The following is an 18,659-nucleotide window of genomic DNA, read 5'->3' on the forward strand; positions in this document are numbered from 1 at the left end:
TTTCGATCCACAAGATCAAAACCTCTTCCTCGCCGCTTACCCCGGATAACTCTTTGATTTACAAGGAGTTATCCGTTTCATCTGCTCCGGAAGAGGTGCGAATTATAGAGAGATTTGACGGGGCGTCAACACCTAATTTCACATACCTGTCACATTGGTAAAACACACCTATATAAGGCTAAGGACTAGCCCCAAGCACACCCTCTCTATATAGCTAGAGCACGCGTCGCTGAGCAATATATTGCTCAGACCACCATTCTTAAGCATCATAGGCTCAGTTATTGAGCTCGCGCCCCCAAACAGATGACCGTGGACGATTAAACCGTAATGACTGATCAACCCCGCAGCCTCGCCTCGACGCTCTTTCCGGTCGGCCTGCTTCTTATAGCAATGGCTTCGATTCAATCTGGCGCATCGCTGGCCAAGAGCATGTTCCCGCTGGTGGGAGCACAAGGCACCACGACCCTGAGGTTAGTTTTTGCCAGCCTGATTCTGTTGCTGGTCCTACGTCCCTGGCGAGCGACGTTGACCGCCAAGTCATTGCGCACCGTTATCATCTACGGGATTGCATTGGGCGGCATGAACTTCCTCTTCTATATGTCCTTACGCACCGTGCCGCTGGGGATCGCCGTCGCGCTTGAGTTCACGGGGCCATTGACCGTGGCGCTTCTGTCTTCGCGTAAAGCAATCGACTTTGTCTGGATCGCTCTGGCCGTCACAGGCTTGCTGCTATTAATACCAACCAAGGAAAGCGGTGCGAATATCGATCTGATCGGAATCGGCTACGCACTCGGCGCGGGTGTCTGCTGGGCGCTGTACATTGTCTCAGGCCAAAAAGCAGGGGCTGACAACGGCATTCAAACCGCGGCACTGGGCGTATTGATTGCGGCGATATTCATCGCACCTATAGGCATCGTGCACGCAGGCTCGGCATTGCTCAACCCGGCATTACTCACGACTGCGCTTGGTGTGGCAGTGTTGTCGACCGCCCTGCCCTATAGCCTGGAGATGATTGCACTGACGCGACTGCCTGCTCGAACCTTCAGCACCCTGACAAGTATCGAACCCGCGTTTGGAGCGTTGTCCGGATTACTTTTCCTGCATGAAAGCCTGACCCTGATGCAGTGGCTCGCCATTGGCTCAATCATTCTGGCGTCAGTAGGTGCAACACTGACCATGCGCCCGAAATCGCCGACATTGGTACCGGCTGACTGACCCGGCTTTCAAAATAGATACACGATGCCTCTAGCATTTGTAACGTGGTTGAGCCATGTTTAGTCCCGTCGCCGTTATCACCGCTGGAGTTTCATCCCGACCTGGACGTCATCGGCACGATCACGCAGATAAGCGAATTCAGAGCAAGGCGCTGGCATTTATGCATTCGCCAGGTAAGGAAGGGAATGAAACACATACTAATAGTCTTTGCATTGTTGGCGCTCGTTGGCTGCGCGGCAACGGCCAAACCTGTAAAGATTGGCAAACGCGGACTTCATATCAACTGCTCTGGACTCACCTCCTCTTGGGCCAAGTGCTATGAACTCGCAGCCAGCTCATGCGACGCAAAAGGCTATAAGCTCATCGCCAAATCCGGCGACGCCGTGGAAGACCCGGGTGATTATCCTTTCGGCCTCAACCCAGCAGGCTATACCAGCCGCAGCATGATCATCATCTGCAAATAACCTCTACTCACCGACCTCTTGCGCATCGATTTGGCGGACCAACAAATCGTGGCTGGCATCGAGAACTTGCTGCTGAATCTGAACAGTAGACATCATTCTCGCGACCACCAATGCGCCGATGCATTGCGACAGCGTAGCCCACGCAAGGCTCTCGCTGCCCAGCGTATGCGCCCACGCCTGTTGCAACTGACATAACCAGCCTTCGGCGTTTAGCCGAACAGCCTGATCAGCCCTGGCAATTTCGGCCCCAAGAGCTGGTAACGCACATCCTTTCTGCGGGTTTTCTACGTGCGCCATGCTCAGGTACTGCTTCAGGCACCGCTTCAGCTTTAGGCGATCCTGATCTCCCTCCGCACTCAAACGCCGCAAACTGTTGCTCAACTCCCGCTCGACGATAGCGCCGAACAATTCGTCCTTTGAAGAAAAGTGGCTATAGAAGGCCCCGCCTGAAAGCCCAATCGCCTTCATAAGGCCATCAACGCCAATCGTCGAAAAACCCTGCTCCTTGGCCATGACCCCGCTGCTTTCCAGCAGCTTTTCGCGGGTCTGCTCTTTGTGAATCACTGAATAGCGCACGTACACCTCTGGATAACCGCCTTCTTGACGCAAGCCAAAGCGTAGCATAACGTTCGTTTGGTAAACGATCGTTTAGCTAAGGATCAAGCCATGATAGATGACTCAAACAACAAGAAAGTCGTATTGGTAATCGGCGCAGGGGATGCAACGGGTGGCGCTATCGCCAAGCGGTTTGCGCGTGAAGGCTATATCGCCTGTGTTACTCGGCGCAGTGCTGACAAGCTGCAGCCACTCGTGGACGCGATCAACGCCGAAGGGGGGCAAGCTCACGGTTTTGCCTCGGATGCTCGCAAGGAAGAGGATGTCATCGCCTTGGTGGAGGACATCGAAACCAGGATAGGTCCAATTGAGGCCTTCGTCTTCAACATCGGCGCTAACGTCCCTTGCAGCATTCTTGAAGAAACTGCGCGCAAATATTTCAAGATTTGGGAAATGGCGTGTTTCTCCGGCTTTCTAAATGGCCGGGAAGTCGCCAAGCGCATGGTGAAACGCCAGCGTGGCACGATTCTGTTCACCGGGGCCACAGCAGGCTTGCGTGGCGCATCCGGCTTTGCCGCTTTCGCCGGAGCCAAGCATGGTATTCGCGCGCTGGCTCAAAGCATGGCGCGTGAATTGGGACCGCTGAATGTTCACGTAGCCCATGTGGTTGTGGACGGCGCCATCGATACCGACTTCATACGGACTCAATTCCCGGATCGTTACGCCCTTAAAGATGAGGATGGCATCCTCAACCCGGAACACATCGCCGATAACTACTGGTTTTTGCACAGCCAGCCGCGCGACGCCTGGACGTTCGAGCTGGACCTACGACCATGGAGCGAACGCTGGTAAGGGCGTCTCACAATAACAACAAGGAATATCAAACATGAGCAAGACGGTAGAGTTCTTCTTCGACGTCGGCAGCCCCTCCAGCTACCTGGCCTACACCCAACTCGGCAAGATCTGCACGGAAACAGGAAGCCAACTGATTTACAGGCCGATGCTGCTCGGAGCCGTGTTCAAGACCACTGGCAATGCCTCGCCTATCAGCGTCCCGGCCAAGGCTCTCTATACCCTTCGAGACATGGACCGCTTCGCCAAACGCTATGGTGTACCGCTGCGTTTCAATCCGCACTTCCCAATCAATACGCTAAACCTGATGCGCGCTGCGACAGGTGTGCAGTTGCGCCAACCGGAGCGCTTTATCGCTTACCTCGATTGCATCTTCAAGGCGCTGTGGATCGACGGACTAAATCTCAACGACCCCGCGATAGTGGCTTCAGCTCTAAAAGACGGCGGCTTCGACCCTGAGCTGATAGCCGAATGGATTAATGATCCGCAGGTCAAGGATCAGCTCAAAGCCACCACCGAACTCGCCGTGCAACGCGGCGTGTTCGGTGCGCCCTCCATGTTCATCGGCGATGAGCTGTTCTTTGGCCAGGATCGTCTGGATTTCGTTCGTGAAGCCCTGAGTATCCACACCCTGTCGACATGAGCAAACGGGGCATGGACAAAGCGCAATCCGCCTAAATCGAGGCCGTGCGCGCGCGCATCCATTCCAGCGCAGGCCCTTGTAACAGTGGACTGAGGCGCTCGTTGACCTGAGCGTGATAGGCGTTGAGCCAGTCACGCTCGTCTTGGGCCAGCAAGGAAACCTCAAGACAACGAGTATCAATAGGGCACAGGGTCAGGGTTTCGAATTTGAGAAACTCACCAAATTCGGTTTTCCCGGCATCAACAGCGAGCACCAGGTTTTCAATGCGCCCCCCCCAGCGACCAGGACGGTACGTGCCGGGTTCAATAGAGGTGATCATGCCTGGCAGCATCGCCGTTTGCGGTGCTGCAACGGCTTGATAGGCAATAACTTGTGGTCCTTCATGCACATTGAGGAAATACCCGACACCATGCCCGGTGCCGTGACCATAGTCGACGCCCTCAGCCCAGATTGGCGCTCGAGCGATAGCATCCAACAAAGGTGAAGCGATCCCGCGCGGGAAATGTGCACGCGACAGCGCGATCACGCCCTTGAGTACACGCGTGCAATCCCGTTTTTGCTCGGCGCTGGGCGTTCCGATGGGCACCATCCGCGTGATGTCCGTAGTGCCACCCAGGTATTGACCGCCCGAATCGATCAGCAGCAGGCCATCACCTTCAATCTGCGCATGCTCGCGCTCTGTGGCGCGATAATGCGGCATGGCCCCATTGGCATTAAAACCCGCAATGGTCGCAAAGCTTGGTGAGACATAGCCCGGACGACGGGCCCGAGCCTGACCTAAATGGAGATCAACGGACAACTCACTGATCGGCTCCCTTCCCTGTGTCGCTTCCAGCCAGGCAAAGAACTCACACAGTGCAGCACCGTCCTGCTCCATGGCCTGACGGATGTGTTGCGCATCGGCATCGCTTTTTTGCGACTTGAACAGCGTTGTCGGGTTAAGCCCTTCAACCAGTGTCACCTCAGCTTTAAGGTGGTCCAGCAAGCCACAGGTGACACGTGCCGGGTCAATCAGTAATCGGGCATCGGCCGGGACATCACGCAGCGCCGAGGCAACTTTGGTGTATTCGACGAGAGTGATGCCCTCCCCCTCCAGTGCTTGGCGCAGCTCGGCATCAACTTTGACGGAGTCGACAAACAGGCTGATCCGTTGAGGGCCAATCAAGGCAAAAGACATAAACACAGGATTGTAGGAAACATCAGCACCGCGCAGGTTGAACAGCCAGGCGATGTCATCCAGAGTCGCTATGAAATGCCAATCCGCACCGCGCTCTTGCAACGCCTGACGCAGTTTGGCCAGTTTGTCACCTCGACTCACGGTCGCCTGAGGTGGTAAATGCTGATAAATGGCATTGGTCGGCAACCCGGGACGGTCCAGCCATAGCTCTGTGAGCAGATCAAAATCCGTGCGCAAACTAGCGCCGCGCTCATATAACCTGGCGGCAAGCGTACGTGCCGAAGCAACCGCCAGCACAGCGCCATCCACTGCGACAACGCTGTTGCTCGTGGCCTTTTCAGCCAGCCAATCCAGCGGACCGGGCTGGCCCGACATCAACTTCACCAACTCGATGCCACTGCCCGCCAGCTCTTTAGTGGCTTGCTCCCAATAACGGCTGTCGGCCCACAAACCCGCAAAACTCTGGGTAATGATCAAGGTCCCAACCGAGCCATGGAAGCCCGAAAGCCACTGCCGGCCCTGCCAATAGCCCGGCAGGTATTCAGAAAGGTGCGGATCCGCCGACGGCACCAGGTAAGCATCGATACGCTCCCGGCTCATCAGGGCGCGTACTTGCGCCAAACGTTCGGCGACCACTCCGTTGGTTTTCGACTGCGTACTCATTGATTCTCCCGCTGAACCGGTAATTGGCATGTTCCGGTTCAGATAATGGAGCAGCACTCACGACTGAGCAACCGCCCAGAAGGCAGGCTGGGTCAATGAGGCCTTGATCAACCGCACGGCATGGTCAACATCGTCCTCCGTGGTGAAGCGCCCGAGGCTCAAGCGAATGGTCTGGCGCGCAGACTGCTCATTGTGACCAAGGGCAAGAAGCACATGCGACGGTGCATTTTTTGCCGAGTTACAGGCTGAAGTGGAAGAAAAGGCCAAGTCACTGCTCAGTGCATCCAGATTCAGATCGCCCTTGCCAAAGGTCAGGCTGAGGGTGTGCGCGACCCGCTGGGTCGGGCTGCCATTGACGCGCAAGCCTGGGATCTCGGCCAGTTGCTGCCGCAAGCGCAAGTGCAGACGCTCGATCTGAGCGGTCTCATGTTCAAACACTTCGGCAGCCAACGCGAAAGCAGCACCCATGCCCGCAATCTGATGGGTGGCCAGTGTGCCCGAACGCAGCCCCCCTTCGTGCCCGCCACCATGAATCTGGGCCTGCAAGCGCCGGTCGGCACGCGGCCCGACATAGAGCGCACCAATACCTTTGGGGCCGTAGACCTTATGCGCGGAGAACGACATCAGGTCAACCGCCAGCGCGGCCAGATCAATGCGTACTTTGCCGGCACCTTGAGCGGCATCGACATGGAACAGCGCGCCGTGCTCACGGACACGTTGGCCTATGGCTGCAATATCGTTGAGCGTACCCAACTCGTTATTGACCAACATCAGCGACACCAGGAAGGTGTCATCACGAAGCGCGGCGCTGACGGCTGCAGGATCGATCAAACCCTCGGCATCCGGTGCCAGGTAAGTCACCTCATAACCAGCCGCTTGCAATTGCTGCGCTGTATCGAGAATCGCCTTGTGCTCAAGCTGGCTGGTAATGATATGCCCGCCCCTCTGCACTCGAGCCTGTGCAACGCCCTTGAGCGCCAGATTGTTCGACTCGGTCGCACCGGACGTCCAGACTATTTGCGTGGCCTTTGCGCCGACAAGATCGGCAATCTGTTGACGGGCCTGTTCGACAGCTTGCCGAGCCTGCTGACCGTATAGATGGGAGCTGGATGCAGGATTACCAAAATTCCCGGATCGGCCCAGACACTCGACCATGACCTTAATGACACGCTCATCCACAGGTGTGGTAGCGGCGTAATCGAAATACAAAGGAAGACTTTTCATAGACTGATAACTCTAAGGCGCGCACCCCAGAACGCTGGAGTGTTTGCGTGATGTCGAAGCGTCGAGAGCTTGATAGTGCCTGATTTTAAATAGATCAAAAAATTATTAATTATTATTTACATATTCCAAAATAGAATATAAAAAATAGGCCTGACCCCAAGCACGCTTATTCCCCCTGATCCAGACTCATCTTGCCTGTCGGCTCAAGGTGATCAGCGTTGCGAACGATACTCGTCTCCCCTCAAATAGCCCCACTGGAAATAAGGGCTATTCCGATATAGCTGGCAGTCGAGTGCTGAACCGCCGCACTCAACTGATAAAAAGTGAATCTCCTCTGCGGACGCCAGGTATCGACGCGCTCAACTTTCAACAACCACGTGCAGCGAAAACACTCAACACAATAGTGATAACAGCGACAATGCATTCATTCGGGTAGTCAGTGTCCTTTAATAAAAGCCAACTACACTCACTGCGGGCCGGTGATTACTTGCCCAAACTTCACCGTGATTAATTGCATTATTCCCGCCTTTTTTACGCGTCTAAAAAACGTCGCCGCACCTAAGCAGTGCGCGCGATGGTTTTTTGACTCTTAATAAAATCAATAACTTACAATCGCTACAAAACCGTTTATCAAAAATTTAACAGATTCTTGACGAAATAATTTGACAGGAAGGACGCCGCCGTCGATATATATGCCTGTCAGACGATTCGTTGCCACTGCAGCCCTGTCAAAGAACAGAGCGCGCAACGCGTCAAGCCAACACGCTTTACAGTTCTGCCCACACGAAATTAGTTTTAGGCACGGTGCAGTTTCTTGCGCCTGTGGGAGTCCGTTGACTAATTGAACACTTGTTTTTTTACTGAGCGTGCTCGGTCGGGCGGTAGCATTGCCTGAAGGTTTACTTCGGCCGTTTGCCTAAGTTGCAGCGTGAACGTTTAAACATTGTTATTCAGTCACTCCGCCGCGCCGGGATCAGCAGATTCGGGCGGTAGCGTGTTTAAACGATGGGGTGTGAAGGTGTTCGTTTGTAATGCATGCCCTTCAGCAATGGCGCCTGGACCTGATGGCCGTCCAGTTCCCTTACTTACCTATAAAGAGCCTGAAGCGATGCCTTTATCTTTTGACATTGATGAGCAGCAAGTAAAAAAGCTGGCCAATGAGATTGATACCCATGGCTTTGCCCAGCTGAGAGGTGTCGTCAGCGAAGCCGATCTCCAACAGCTGCGCACCTACACCGACCTCCACGCGGACCTCCATCCTGGCGAGTATTTTGCCTATCACGGCGAACAGGCATTGGCTGGCAGCTTGTTGGTGAATATCTGGGCCGACCCCCGATTCAAGGCATTGCTGGCCAGGTTGTATCGCGAAGCCGCAAACAAACAGGCGATCAGTGACAAGATTTTTCCGGTCCTTCGCTGTGTACAAGGAAACGAGGGGCAACGAGAGTCCAATTGCTTTCATTACGACGCCAGTCTGGTGACTGCACTGGTTCCCATCTTTATTCCGCAAGACGGTGAAGAGCGCGGAGATTTAGTTCTGTTTCCCAACTTACGCACCGTGCGCTCGAGCGTGGTCTTCAATGTTATCGAAAAGGCACTGTTGCAAAATCGTTTCAGTCGCAAGCTGATGTGCCTGGCAATGCAGCGCGGCTGGTTCAAGCCCACGACATTGCAGTTGGAGCCGGGAAGTATCTATTTCTTCTGGGGTTATCGCTCGTTGCATGCAAACCGCACTGTCGGCCCCGACCTGAAACGTGCGACCGCCATCTTTCATTACGGCGACCCTCATGCGGGCAGCCTTGCCACACGAATCATTCTTAAAATCAACCAACGTCGAGCCCGGTTGGTCAGCCGCAAAACAGGCAGTCAGCCACCCACCTCAACGCTCGGTTAGTCCCGTACTTCACTGTTCGATATCACTGTTCAGCGTCAGACATGGAGGCTTCGATGATCAACGTGACCAAGACCTACCTCGGCGACATCAACAAGTTTAAAACCTACGTAGAAGGCATCTACGCACGGGGCTGGCTAACCAATCATGGTCCCTTGGTGTGCGAGTTGCAGGAGCGCCTCAAGGCGTTTTTGGGTGTTAAACATGTGCTGCTGACCAATAATGGCACGCTGGCCCTGCAGGTCGCTTATCGCGCACTGGGTCTGAGCGGCAGCGCGGTGACTACACCGTTCAGCTTTGTAGCGACCAGCAGTTCGTTGCAATGGGAAGGTATTCGGCCGATCTTCGCCGACATTGACCCGCGCACCTGGAACATCTCCCCCGACCATATCGAAAGCAGGATCGTTTCCGATACCACCGCGATCGTGGGTACGCATGTGTTCGGCAACCCTTGTGCGGTCGAGCGCATCGAGCAAATTGCGCGTAAACACCAGCTAAAAACCGTCTATGACGGTGCCCATGCATTCGGTGTTCGTCATGCGGGTCAGTCGGTGCTCAAGTGGGGCGACATCAGCACACTGAGTTTTCATGCGACCAAGTTGTTTCATACCATTGAGGGCGGAGCGATCATCACTAACGATGACGAACTGGCCCGGCGCGTGTACCTGCTGTGCAACTTCGGCATCGCCGACACCGATAAAATCGACGGCCTCGGGATCAACGCCAAACTCAACGAGTTTTCGGCGGCCATGGGCCTGTGCATTCTCGACGATATCGACAGCATCTTCGAACAGCGTGCTGAAATCGCTCATCGCTATCAGTCTCGGCTGGGCGATTACGTGGACTTTCAACAAGCCGCACCCGATAGCGAACTCAACAACAGCTACTTCCCCATCGGCCTGCACGGTGAACAACAGCTATTACGGGTACGGACAGCCCTTAACAATAAAGGCATCAACCCTCGACGTTATTTCTACCCGTCTCTGGACACCCTCGAATACCTGCAGCCCCAAGCCGCCCAGAGCGCTTCGCGGGCCTTGAGCCAGCGCGTACTTTGCCTGCCGATCTATCCGGGGCTGGCACACGATGACCAAGACAAGATCATCGACACCCTTATCGCTGAATGCAGTCTTGGCCCAATCAGCTTTAAAGATACGGCCTTCGCTCAGGTTATCTAAACGCCATGCCGAGAAAACTTTCCGTCATCAGAAACACCACCTTGAGCTATGCCGGACAGGCCTACGCGCTGCTGGTTGGCATTCTGATAATGCCGTTCTATCTCGGCCATCTAGGGGCCGAAGCGTATGGCCTGATCGGTTTCTTTTCCGTCATGCAGGCATGGTTGCAGTTACTCGATGCAGGGATGTCCCCCAGCCTGGTTCGTGCTGTCGCCCATCAGCAGAGCTTGCCGGCCGGCGAGCGAAACGCGGGGCACTTACTGCGCTCGTTCGAGATTATCTTCGTGCCACTGGCAGTACTGTGCTGCGTGGTGATTTACGCGGCCAGCCCATGGATTGCGGTGAAATGGCTCAACGCTCAGGTTCTGGATCACCAAACCCTTATCAGCTGTATCAGCATGATGGGGCTGATCATCGCGTTGCGCCTCTATTCGACGCTTTACAAAAGCGGCATACAAGGTTTGGAACAACACGCCTGGTTGAACATTGCCAATGTGATCATTGCCACCCTGCGCTATTTCGGCGGGTTGCTACTGGTCAGTTCAATCTCGAACGATCCTCGGGACTTTTTCGAATTCCAGGTGCTGGTGGGACTGATCGAAGCCTTGATCTTCGCCGCCCGGGCCTACCAACAAATGCCAACCCCGCATCTGTTGAGTGGCTTCAACTGGGCACTGGTCAAGCCGATCATTCCGTTTGCCGCCAGCATGTCCCTGACGACCGTGTTGTGGATCGTCTTGACGCAGATAGACAAGGTGTTGCTCTCGGAAATGCTGTTGCTCAAAGAGTACGGTTATTTCTCGCTGGTAGCGCTGATCACCACCGGCATCCTGATGTTGGCCAACCCACTGGCGCAAACGCTATTACCGCGCTTGACTGTACTGATGGCAGAAGGCCGTCAGGATGATATGCATGCTCTGTTTCTATCCGCCAACCGCTTCGTGTGCACCTTTCTGTTTCCACTGGCGGCGGTGATCGGGGTGCACGCCGAACCGCTGATTTACGCCTGGACCGGTGACCACGTTGCTGCCCAATGGAGCCATTCGATACTCCTCTGGTACTCGTTGGGCAGCGCGATCATGGCCGCCAGTGCCTTTCAGTTTTACCTGCAATACGCCCACGGAAGGATGGAGTTGCATGTCTGGTACAGCGTGGTGTCAGCCATAGTGACGGTGCCGGTGATGCTCCTGGCCATCCACTATCAAGGAGCGTACGGCGCGGCCTTGGCCTGGTTCGCTCTGCGTCTGGTGTCTTTTCTGATCTGGCCACCGATCGTGCACAACCGATTGGCGCCGGGCATTAATGGCCGATGGCTACACGATATTTTGCGTATCAGCCTGATGACCGCCATTGGGATTGTCATCAGCGAACCGCTGTTTCGCATGATTGCCGGCGATGACCGCATCACGACGTTCATGGGCCTGGCGGTGTGCGGTCTGGTGACCCTGACGCTGGTGGCGGCAAGCTATAAGCCACTGGCCGTGAAGATTTTCATTTTGTTCAGCAAACCGAGTACTTGAGCCATGGATGCCACCTCGCAAAATGCCACCACAGAGCCGCGCGCTCCCGAGCCACTGCTGAGCATCGTCTGCCCCGCCTACAACCAGGAGGGGTTTATCGCCCAGACGCTCGAGAGCTTTCTGGCACAACAGACGAATTTTCCTTTCGAAATACTGATCAACGACGACGCGTCCACCGATGGCACTGCGCGCGTCATCGCCGAGTATGCCGAACGCTATCCAGGAATCATCAGGCCGTTTTATCAGGACGTTAACCAGTACCAGCAAGGCAACCCCTGTGTCCCCGCGCTGTTCAAGGAAGCGCGTGGACGCTACATCGCTTATTGCGAGGCCGACGACTACTGGACCGACCCACGCAAACTTCAAATCCAGGTGGACTTCCTCGAAAGTCATCCGGATTACTCACTGACCTATCACGACGCCATGTCCTTCGACAGCGAGGGTGAACGGGGCATCCAGTTACAGGGCGAGTTGCGTCGCGACGCCAGCGCCATCGAACTGCAAAAGGCCCGACCGATTTCAACGCTGACCGTGTGCTTTCGTAATGTTTTTTTCGAACTGCCGCCGGAGTTGCTCCTCGCGCCACTCAACGACCTGTGCTGGTGGTCGCTGCTCGGCGCATTTGGCAAAGGTAAATTTCTCGCCGAGATCAAGCCTGCCATGTACCGCCTGCATCCGGGGGGGGTTTTCTCCATGCGATCGCACAAACGGAAATTGCACATGAGCCTGCAGACGTGCACCAGCCTGGCCAACTACTACAACCGTATTGGTAATCAGGAGCTGTACGAATACTTCCTGATCCAGGTGTTTGGTTTGTCGCTGTCGGCAATAAGGCCGCTGAACAAACTACACGCATTGCTGCTGCTGGCCCGTAACGTCAGCGTCAATCTCAATAAACGTCTGTGGCTGATCCTATCGGGCAGCAAAGGTCATGTTCAGTAACCTGTTAGTGATCTGCGTCGGCAATATCTGCCGCAGCCCGATGGCTGAGGCGATGTTTCGCCAACGCGTGCAGGCACCCGGTGTGCAGATTTCATCGGCCGGGATTCACGCAATGCTTTGCGCACCGATGGACCCGCTGGCCCGCGAAGTTCTGAAGACTCATCAAGTGCCTGCTCACCGCCATGAGGCGCGTCAGGTCGACCGACAGATGTTGCGCGAGGCCGAGCTGATTCTGCTGATGGAACAGGCGCAGATGCAGAGCATTTTGAAACTGGCTCCAGAAGCGCGCGGCAAAGTGTTTTTGATTGGCAAATGGCAACACGAGCTGGAAATAGCCGACCCCTACCGGCGCCCGAAACTAGCCTTCGAACAGACCTTCGAGCACCTTTCGCGTTGTGTCGATGACTGGCTCCCTTACCTACAGTCAGGAGTAACAAGATAAATGACCGCTATGAACCGCTCTTCCCTGGACTATTACCAGGACACCCGGATCGATTTGGCAACTATCTTGCGCACATTGTTTGATCACAAGGGTCTGATCGCCTCGATCGTCAGCTTTTTTTTCCTGATCGGCGTGGCCTACGCCCTGCTCGCGACACCGGCCTATCAAGCCGCTGCGATGATTCAAATCGAGCCTAAAAAAATCGGCATCGAGGCGACTACCGAAGTCAGCGGCAAGCCAATGTCAGTCTCTCAGGCCACTACCGAGATAGAGTTGATCAAGTCGCGGGCCGTGCTCGGCCGCGTGGTCGAAGACCTCAAGCTCAACATTATCCAGAAGCCACGGTACTTCCCTGTGTTCGGCGCATACATGGCCCGAACTTACAAACCGCTAACCGAAGGCAGCTTCGCTGAACCCTTGTTCGGCCTGAAGAACTACGCCTGGGGAGGCGAACAAATCAGCGTCTTCCAGCTGGAAGTTCCTGACGCACTGCTCGGCGAACCGATGACACTGGTGGCCGACGGAGCAGACGCGTTCTCGCTGTATGACAAAAAAAGCAAACTGCTGCTCAAGGGTCAGACCAATCAGACCGTCGAAGGCAATGGCGTAAAAATCCAGGTGGCCACGCTCAAGGCTCGTCCCGGCACTGAATTCAAGCTGACCAAAGAGCGCACGCTGACCAGCGCGCTGGAGTATCAGGGCCGCCTGACCATCAATGAAGCCGGCAAGGATTCAGGGATTATTTACCTGTCCATTCAGGACACCAACCCCACCCAGGCCAAGGTTATTCTCGATGAGGTCAGCCGCCTGTACGTGCGCCAGAACGTTGAACGCAGCTCTGCCGAAGCCGCGCAACGCCTGGAGTTTCTGCGTTCGCAACTGCCGCTGGTACGTAAGCAGCTTGAACAATCAGAGCAAGCCTTGAACGCGTTCCAGGCCAGCGCAAAATCGGTGGACCTGAGCATCGAAACCAAATCAGTGCTCGACCAAGTAGTCAACCTCGACTCCATGCTCTCCGAACTGAAACTCAAAAGGGTCGAGGTTGAACGGCTGTATACCCGCGAACACCCTACCTACCGCGCGCTGATGACTCAGATGGGCCAACTTGAAGCACAGAAACAAGGCCTGTTGAAAAAAATCCAGGCATTGCCTGTCACCCAGCAAGAATTACTGCGCCTGACCCGCGACATGCAAGTCACCACTCAGACCTATACCTTGCTGCTGAACAAGAGTCAGGAACAGGACATCCTTCGCGCTGGCAGCATCGGTAACGTACGCATCATCGACAATGCTGACGTCAACGTCGAAGAGCCGGTCAGGCCCATGCGTAAACTGATCGTGGTGATCGCAACCTTAGTTGGCGCACTGGTGGCAGTCATCGTGGTATTCCTGCGCCAAGCGTTCTATCGCGGCGTGGACAACCCGGAAATCATCGAAAACCTGGGCATGCCAGTCTATGCCTCGCTGCCGTACTCGCGAAAACAAGAGCGCCTGGAAAAACAGAACCAGAGCCGTTCCGCGGGCAAGGAGTCGAAGTTGCTGAGCGTCTCCGAACCCTCCGAGTTGGCCGTGGAGTCGCTGCGCAGTCTGCGCACCAGTCTGCACTTCGCGATGCTCGAAGCACGTAACAATGTATTGATGATTTCCAGCCCGTCACCCGGTTCGGGCAAGTCGTTCGTGTCCAGCAACCTGGCGGTGATCATTGCCCAGACGGGTAAGCGTGTACTGCTGATCGACGCTGATATGCGCAAGGGCTATCTGCACAAGGTATTCGGCCTGCACCCTAAACACGGCCTGTCCGACACACTGGCCGCCCGCCTGACAAGCCGCGAAGTGATCAACGCCACCGAAGTGCCGAATCTGGACTTCATCTCCTGTGGTTTTGCTGCACCCAATCCGTCGGAGTTGTTGATGCACGACAACTTCAACAAGCTACTCACCGACCTGGCGCCGCTCTATGACCTGGTGATCATCGATACGCCACCGATCCTCGCCGTGACCGATGCCACGCTGGTCGGACGCCAGGCGGGCACCTGTTTACTGGTCACCCGTTTCGGCCTGAGCACTGTCAAGGAAATCGAAGCCTGCAAACGCCGTCTGGGCCAAAACGGTGTGGTCATCAAAGGCGCTATTTTCAATGGCGTGTTACGCAAGGCATCGAACAATGCCTATGACTGCTCAGCCTATGGGTATGACTACAGTCCCGCTCGAAAGTGAACGCACGGATATGACTTATCAAGGAGATGAACATGGCCAAGACGCTAGCAATGATGCAGCCGTACCTGTTTCCCTACTTGGGTTACTTCCAACTGATTGCATCAAGCGATGTCTTCGTCCTTGGCGATGACTTGCAGTACATCAGGTCGGGTTGGGTCAACCGCAACCGGATCCTTTACAACGGCGAAGCCAAACTGATTACCTTTCCGCTGAAACGGGATCGATTCGATCTGCCGATCAACCAGCGTGAACTGTGCGACAACTTCGCCGACGAGGCCCAACGCCTGATAAGCCTGATCACCCAAAGTTATCGCAAGGCTCCGTATTTCGCTCAAGTCATGCCCTTACTGGAGCGATTGATCAACTTCCCGCAACAGAACCTGGCGCTTTACATCGAACATTCGATCAGGGAAATGTGTGCTTATCTGCACATCGATACGCCGATTTTTCGTAGCTCTGATTTGGACATCGGCACCCCCATCGACAAGCAGGATCGGGTGGTACGCATCATGCGTAATTTTGCTTGCGAGCGTTATCTCAATCCCATTGGCGGGGTCGAGTTGTATAACCCTGAGTATTTTGCGCGACATGACCTGTCGCTGCGGTTCTTCAAAATCGACCCCATCGACTATCGGCAATACAGAGATCCCTTCGTGGCCAATCTGTCGATCATTGACGTACTGATGTTCAACTGTGTCGAGCAGGTTCAACAACTGCTGTCGTGCTACTCGCTCAGCAACAGCACAGCGCCTCATGGACATGAGGCCTTGGCCGCCACCGCCTGAACACCTGATGTTGTACTACCCAGTCAAACCCGGATTGCAGTGGAGTAAACATATGTCTTACATGGAAACCCCCGCTCGCTGGTATCTAATCCAGACCAAGCCGCGTCAGGAAGCTCGCGCTGAAGAGCACCTGCAACGTCAACAGTTCGAATGCTATCGCCCACTCAAGGCAGGGGCGCCGAAAAAGCGCAACCCACGGGCCGTCAGCGAGGAAGAGTTATTCCCCGGCTACCTGTTTATCCGCATGGACCAAGTGCACGACAACTGGTACCCGATCCGATCAACGCGTGGCGTTGCGCGCATCGTCACCTTCGGTGCACATCCGGTGCCGGTGCAGGACGAACTGATTGAGCAGATTCGCCAACGACTGTTGTCCCCTGCCCCACGGCCAGAGTTTCAACAGGGCGAACACGTACTCATCAAGTCCGGCAGTTTTTGCGACATTGAGGCGATTTTTCTCACCGCAGACGGCGAAGAGCGTGCAGTGATCCTGCTCAATCTGCTGCAACGTGAACAAAAGGTCACGCTGCCCATCAGCAGCCTGGCGCGGATGGAAGCACGAGTCTGAAAGGCCGCTTGCACAGACCTTCGATCTTTTCTAATCGCCTGGAACTCACCATGACCCCTAAAACAACGCTGGTGACACTCACCTATGGTGATCGCTTGTCTTACCTGCAAACGCTGGTCAGTCGTTCATTGGCCAGCCCCCAGATCGAACGGGTGATCATCGTCAGCAATGCGTCGGTGGCGCCACTCGAATCCCTGACTCGGGCCTGGCCCGGCCAGGTTCAAATCATTTACCTGCAGCACAACACGGGTTCGGCCAAAGGCTACTCCGTAGGGATCAAGGCTGCGCTGGATGCCGGTGCTGATTACATCTGGCTGATGGACGACGATAACGCACCGACCGTCAATGCCATCGCGACCTTGCACCAATGCCTGTATCAACGCGAGCGCATTGATGGCCGTGAGAAAGCCGCCGTATTGGGGTTCCGCCCGACCCACCAGGCAGACTTCGCCGCCGGTGTACCCAAGCGCTTCGCCATTCAGCGGCGCTCGAGCTTCTTCGGTTTCCATATCGCCCAGTTGCCCTACAAGATTTGGCGGCGCTTGCCTTGGGGTCATCCTCGGGCCAAACAATCGCAACTGCCCATGGTGCAATTACCGTTCGCGACCTATGGCGGCTTGCTCGCCCACCGCAGCCTGTATGAAAAAATAGGTCTGCCACTGGACGCGTTGCTGCTGTATGCAGATGACAGTGAATACACCTGGCGTATTACCGCCGGCGGCGGCCGGATATTCCTGGTCCCCGACGCGCTCCTCGACGACCTGGAAGAGTCGTGGAACATCAAGGCCAAAACCAACAACATCTATGAAAGCTTCCTGCTGGGTGGTTCGGACCTGCGCGCCTATTACGGTGCGCGTAATCAGGCATGGTTCGACAAGAACATCTGGGCATCGTCGTCATGGCTGTACAGTCTCAACCGCTGGGTGTTCTTTCGCCTGCTGCGGGTGATCGCCAAACGACGTGGCGCAGAACAACGCTTGAGCCTGATCGAAAAAGCCATTCACGACGGCGAGTCCGGCGTGCTGGGGCTACATCAGTCGTATCCCCTATGAAAGTATTGTTCATCAATAGTCTTTATCCACCGCATATCGGCGGCGGCGCAGAGATCATCCTGCAGCGCACGGCGGAAGGCCTGCAAGCGCGTGGCTGCAAGGTGGTGGTATTGGCCACTGCACCAGAGCCGGGCCTGAGGGAAGACTCGCTAAACCAGGTCAAGGTTTACCGCGCAGGCCTGCACAACCTCTATTGGCACCATACCGAGCAGCGCCCCGGGCAGTTGAGTCGACTTCGCTGGCATATGCGCGACCGCTACAACAGCGACATGCGCGAGTATGTGCGTGACGTGATCCGCGCAGAGCAGCCAGATGTGGTGGTCTGCCACAATCTGAGTGGTTGGTCGATTTCAGCCTGGGACGAAATCCGTGCCGCTGGCTTACCGATTGTCCAGGTGTTGCATGACATGTACCTGCTCTGCCCCAGTAGCACGATGTTCAAGAATGGCAAAAACTGTGAGCGCCGGTGCTTCAACTGCAAAGTGTTTCGCAAGGGCTATGACTGGCGCTCGGCCCAGGTCGATACGGTGATTGGAGTAAGCCGTTTCATGCTCGACACCTTGCAAGGCCAAGGCTACTTCCAGGGTGCCAAGGCCTATGTCGTGCACAACAGCAGTCCATTCCCCGCGCCAACGGTAAAGCCCCGGCACGCCAATCCCCTGAATACCAAAGAGCCGCTGCGTTTTGGCTACATGGGCACGTTGTCCGAGGCGAAGGGCGTGCGCTGGTTGATCGAACAATTCCAACGCCTGCCGTTCGACGCCACGTTACAGATTGCCGGGCGCGGCCAGCGCAATGATGAAGCGCGGCTCAAGGCGTTGGTGACCTCGCCGAACATCAGTTTTGTCGGTTACCAAGCACCGTCGGAGTTTTACAGCCAGATTGATGTGGCTGTGGTGCCATCCACCTGGAACGAGCCTTTCGGCATGGTCGCCGTTGAAGCGTGTGCCCATTCACTGCCGGTTATCGCCAGCCGTATGGGGGGGTTACCCGAGCTCATTCAGGATCGGCTCAACGGCCTGCTATGCAACCCCGATGACCCTGACTCGCTAGGCTTGGCCATGCTGCGCTTGCATCAGCAGCCGGAGCTGCTCAGCCGACTTGGCGGCCAGGCACGTACGAGCGTCGCGTCGCTGCTTAACCTGGACCTGATGCTTGACAGCTATCAAAGTATTTTCGCCCAGACCCTTCTGGACAAAATCGTACGGCATGAAGATCAACCCCTGTCCCATTCGGTATTGCCCGGCCCGTGACCATGAGCAGCCGCTCCG

Annotated in this window: 17 protein-coding genes; 14 read left to right on the plus strand and 3 right to left on the minus strand. The window is 55.6% G+C overall.

Features of this window, described 5'->3' with window-relative positions:
• The first annotated feature begins 327 nt into the window (after nt 1-327).
• Together rhtA and K0F75_RS07945 are read left to right on the plus strand one after the other, a co-directional pair.
• A complete protein-coding gene (gene rhtA, locus K0F75_RS07940; RefSeq protein WP_219061329.1) occupies nt 328-1,215 on the plus strand; it encodes a threonine/homoserine exporter RhtA in 888 nt (295 codons plus the stop codon).
• Between the two features lie 185 nt (nt 1,216-1,400).
• Nucleotides 1,401-1,679: a hypothetical protein gene (locus K0F75_RS07945; RefSeq protein WP_219061330.1), complete on the plus strand. Its 279-nt coding sequence runs from the start codon at nt 1,401-1,403 to the stop codon at nt 1,677-1,679.
• 3 nt (nt 1,680-1,682) lie between these two features.
• Here the strand turns inward: K0F75_RS07945 and K0F75_RS07950 are convergent, their stop codons facing one another.
• Nucleotides 1,683-2,255 (minus strand): TetR/AcrR family transcriptional regulator, encoded by a 573-nt coding sequence (locus K0F75_RS07950; protein WP_219061686.1) that lies wholly within the window; start codon nt 2,253-2,255, stop codon nt 1,683-1,685.
• 90 nt (nt 2,256-2,345) lie between these two features.
• On the opposite strand from K0F75_RS07950, the gene K0F75_RS07955 reads away from it, so the two are divergent.
• The gene (locus tag K0F75_RS07955; RefSeq protein WP_219061331.1) at nt 2,346-3,086 is read left to right on the plus strand and encodes an SDR family oxidoreductase; all 741 of its coding nucleotides are present in this window, start codon (nt 2,346-2,348) and stop codon (nt 3,084-3,086) included.
• Nucleotides 3,087-3,120: 34 nt separating this feature from the next.
• Complete coding sequence (locus K0F75_RS07960) at nt 3,121-3,729, plus strand: 2-hydroxychromene-2-carboxylate isomerase (protein ID WP_219061332.1); 609 nt, start codon at nt 3,121-3,123, stop codon at nt 3,727-3,729.
• A gap of 31 nt (nt 3,730-3,760) precedes the next feature.
• Here the strand turns inward: K0F75_RS07960 and K0F75_RS07965 are convergent, their stop codons facing one another.
• Nucleotides 3,761-5,569 (minus strand): aminopeptidase P family protein, encoded by a 1,809-nt coding sequence (locus K0F75_RS07965; protein WP_219061333.1) that lies wholly within the window; start codon nt 5,567-5,569, stop codon nt 3,761-3,763.
• A gap of 57 nt (nt 5,570-5,626) precedes the next feature.
• The gene (locus K0F75_RS07970; RefSeq protein WP_219061334.1) at nt 5,627-6,793 is read right to left on the minus strand and encodes a cysteine desulfurase family protein; all 1,167 of its coding nucleotides are present in this window, start codon (nt 6,791-6,793) and stop codon (nt 5,627-5,629) included.
• 1,108 nt (nt 6,794-7,901) lie between these two features.
• Here K0F75_RS07970 and K0F75_RS07975 point away from each other — a divergent pair.
• Genes K0F75_RS07975 through K0F75_RS08020 form a run of 10 tightly spaced genes read left to right on the plus strand, consistent with a single transcriptional unit; the run spans nt 7,902 to nt 18,641 of the window.
• Complete coding sequence (locus K0F75_RS07975) at nt 7,902-8,687, plus strand: hypothetical protein (RefSeq protein WP_219061687.1); 786 nt, start codon at nt 7,902-7,904, stop codon at nt 8,685-8,687.
• 53 nt (nt 8,688-8,740) lie between these two features.
• Nucleotides 8,741-9,862, plus strand: a complete 1,122-nt coding sequence (locus K0F75_RS07980; protein ID WP_219061335.1) for a DegT/DnrJ/EryC1/StrS aminotransferase family protein — start codon at nt 8,741-8,743, stop codon at nt 9,860-9,862.
• 5 nt (nt 9,863-9,867) lie between these two features.
• Nucleotides 9,868-11,382 (plus strand): lipopolysaccharide biosynthesis protein, encoded by a 1,515-nt coding sequence (locus tag K0F75_RS07985; RefSeq protein WP_219061336.1) that lies wholly within the window; start codon nt 9,868-9,870, stop codon nt 11,380-11,382.
• A 3-nt stretch (nt 11,383-11,385) separates the two neighbouring features.
• Nucleotides 11,386-12,324, plus strand: a complete 939-nt coding sequence (locus K0F75_RS07990; RefSeq protein WP_219061337.1) for a glycosyltransferase family A protein — start codon at nt 11,386-11,388, stop codon at nt 12,322-12,324.
• The gene (locus K0F75_RS07995) at nt 12,314-12,766 is read left to right on the plus strand and encodes a low molecular weight protein-tyrosine-phosphatase (RefSeq protein ID WP_219061338.1); all 453 of its coding nucleotides are present in this window, start codon (nt 12,314-12,316) and stop codon (nt 12,764-12,766) included. The genes K0F75_RS07990 and K0F75_RS07995 overlap by 11 nt, the downstream gene beginning before the upstream one ends.
• Nucleotides 12,767-14,983 carry a polysaccharide biosynthesis tyrosine autokinase gene (locus K0F75_RS08000; protein ID WP_219061339.1) on the plus strand — a complete coding sequence of 739 codons (2,217 nt, stop codon included), beginning with the start codon at nt 12,767-12,769 and terminating at the stop codon, nt 14,981-14,983. It begins immediately after the preceding gene.
• 32 nt (nt 14,984-15,015) lie between these two features.
• On the plus strand, nt 15,016-15,768 hold the full coding sequence (locus K0F75_RS08005; RefSeq protein WP_219061340.1) for a WbqC family protein: 753 nt from the start codon (nt 15,016-15,018) through the stop codon (nt 15,766-15,768).
• A 52-nt stretch (nt 15,769-15,820) separates the two neighbouring features.
• A complete protein-coding gene (gene rfaH / locus K0F75_RS08010) occupies nt 15,821-16,336 on the plus strand; it encodes a transcription/translation regulatory transformer protein RfaH (protein ID WP_219061341.1) in 516 nt (171 codons plus the stop codon).
• A 50-nt stretch (nt 16,337-16,386) separates the two neighbouring features.
• Nucleotides 16,387-17,388 (plus strand): glycosyltransferase, encoded by a 1,002-nt coding sequence (locus tag K0F75_RS08015; RefSeq protein WP_219061342.1) that lies wholly within the window; start codon nt 16,387-16,389, stop codon nt 17,386-17,388.
• Entirely contained in the window at nt 17,385-18,641 is a 1,257-nt protein-coding gene (locus K0F75_RS08020; RefSeq protein WP_219061343.1) for a glycosyltransferase family 4 protein, read from the plus strand. Before K0F75_RS08015 ends, K0F75_RS08020 begins: the two co-directional genes overlap by 4 nt.
• Nucleotides 18,642-18,659: the final 18 nt, after the last annotated feature.

It is taken from the genome of Pseudomonas sp. UMAB-08 (genome assembly GCF_900095225.1).
Classification (GTDB): domain Bacteria; phylum Pseudomonadota; class Gammaproteobacteria; order Pseudomonadales; family Pseudomonadaceae; genus Aquipseudomonas.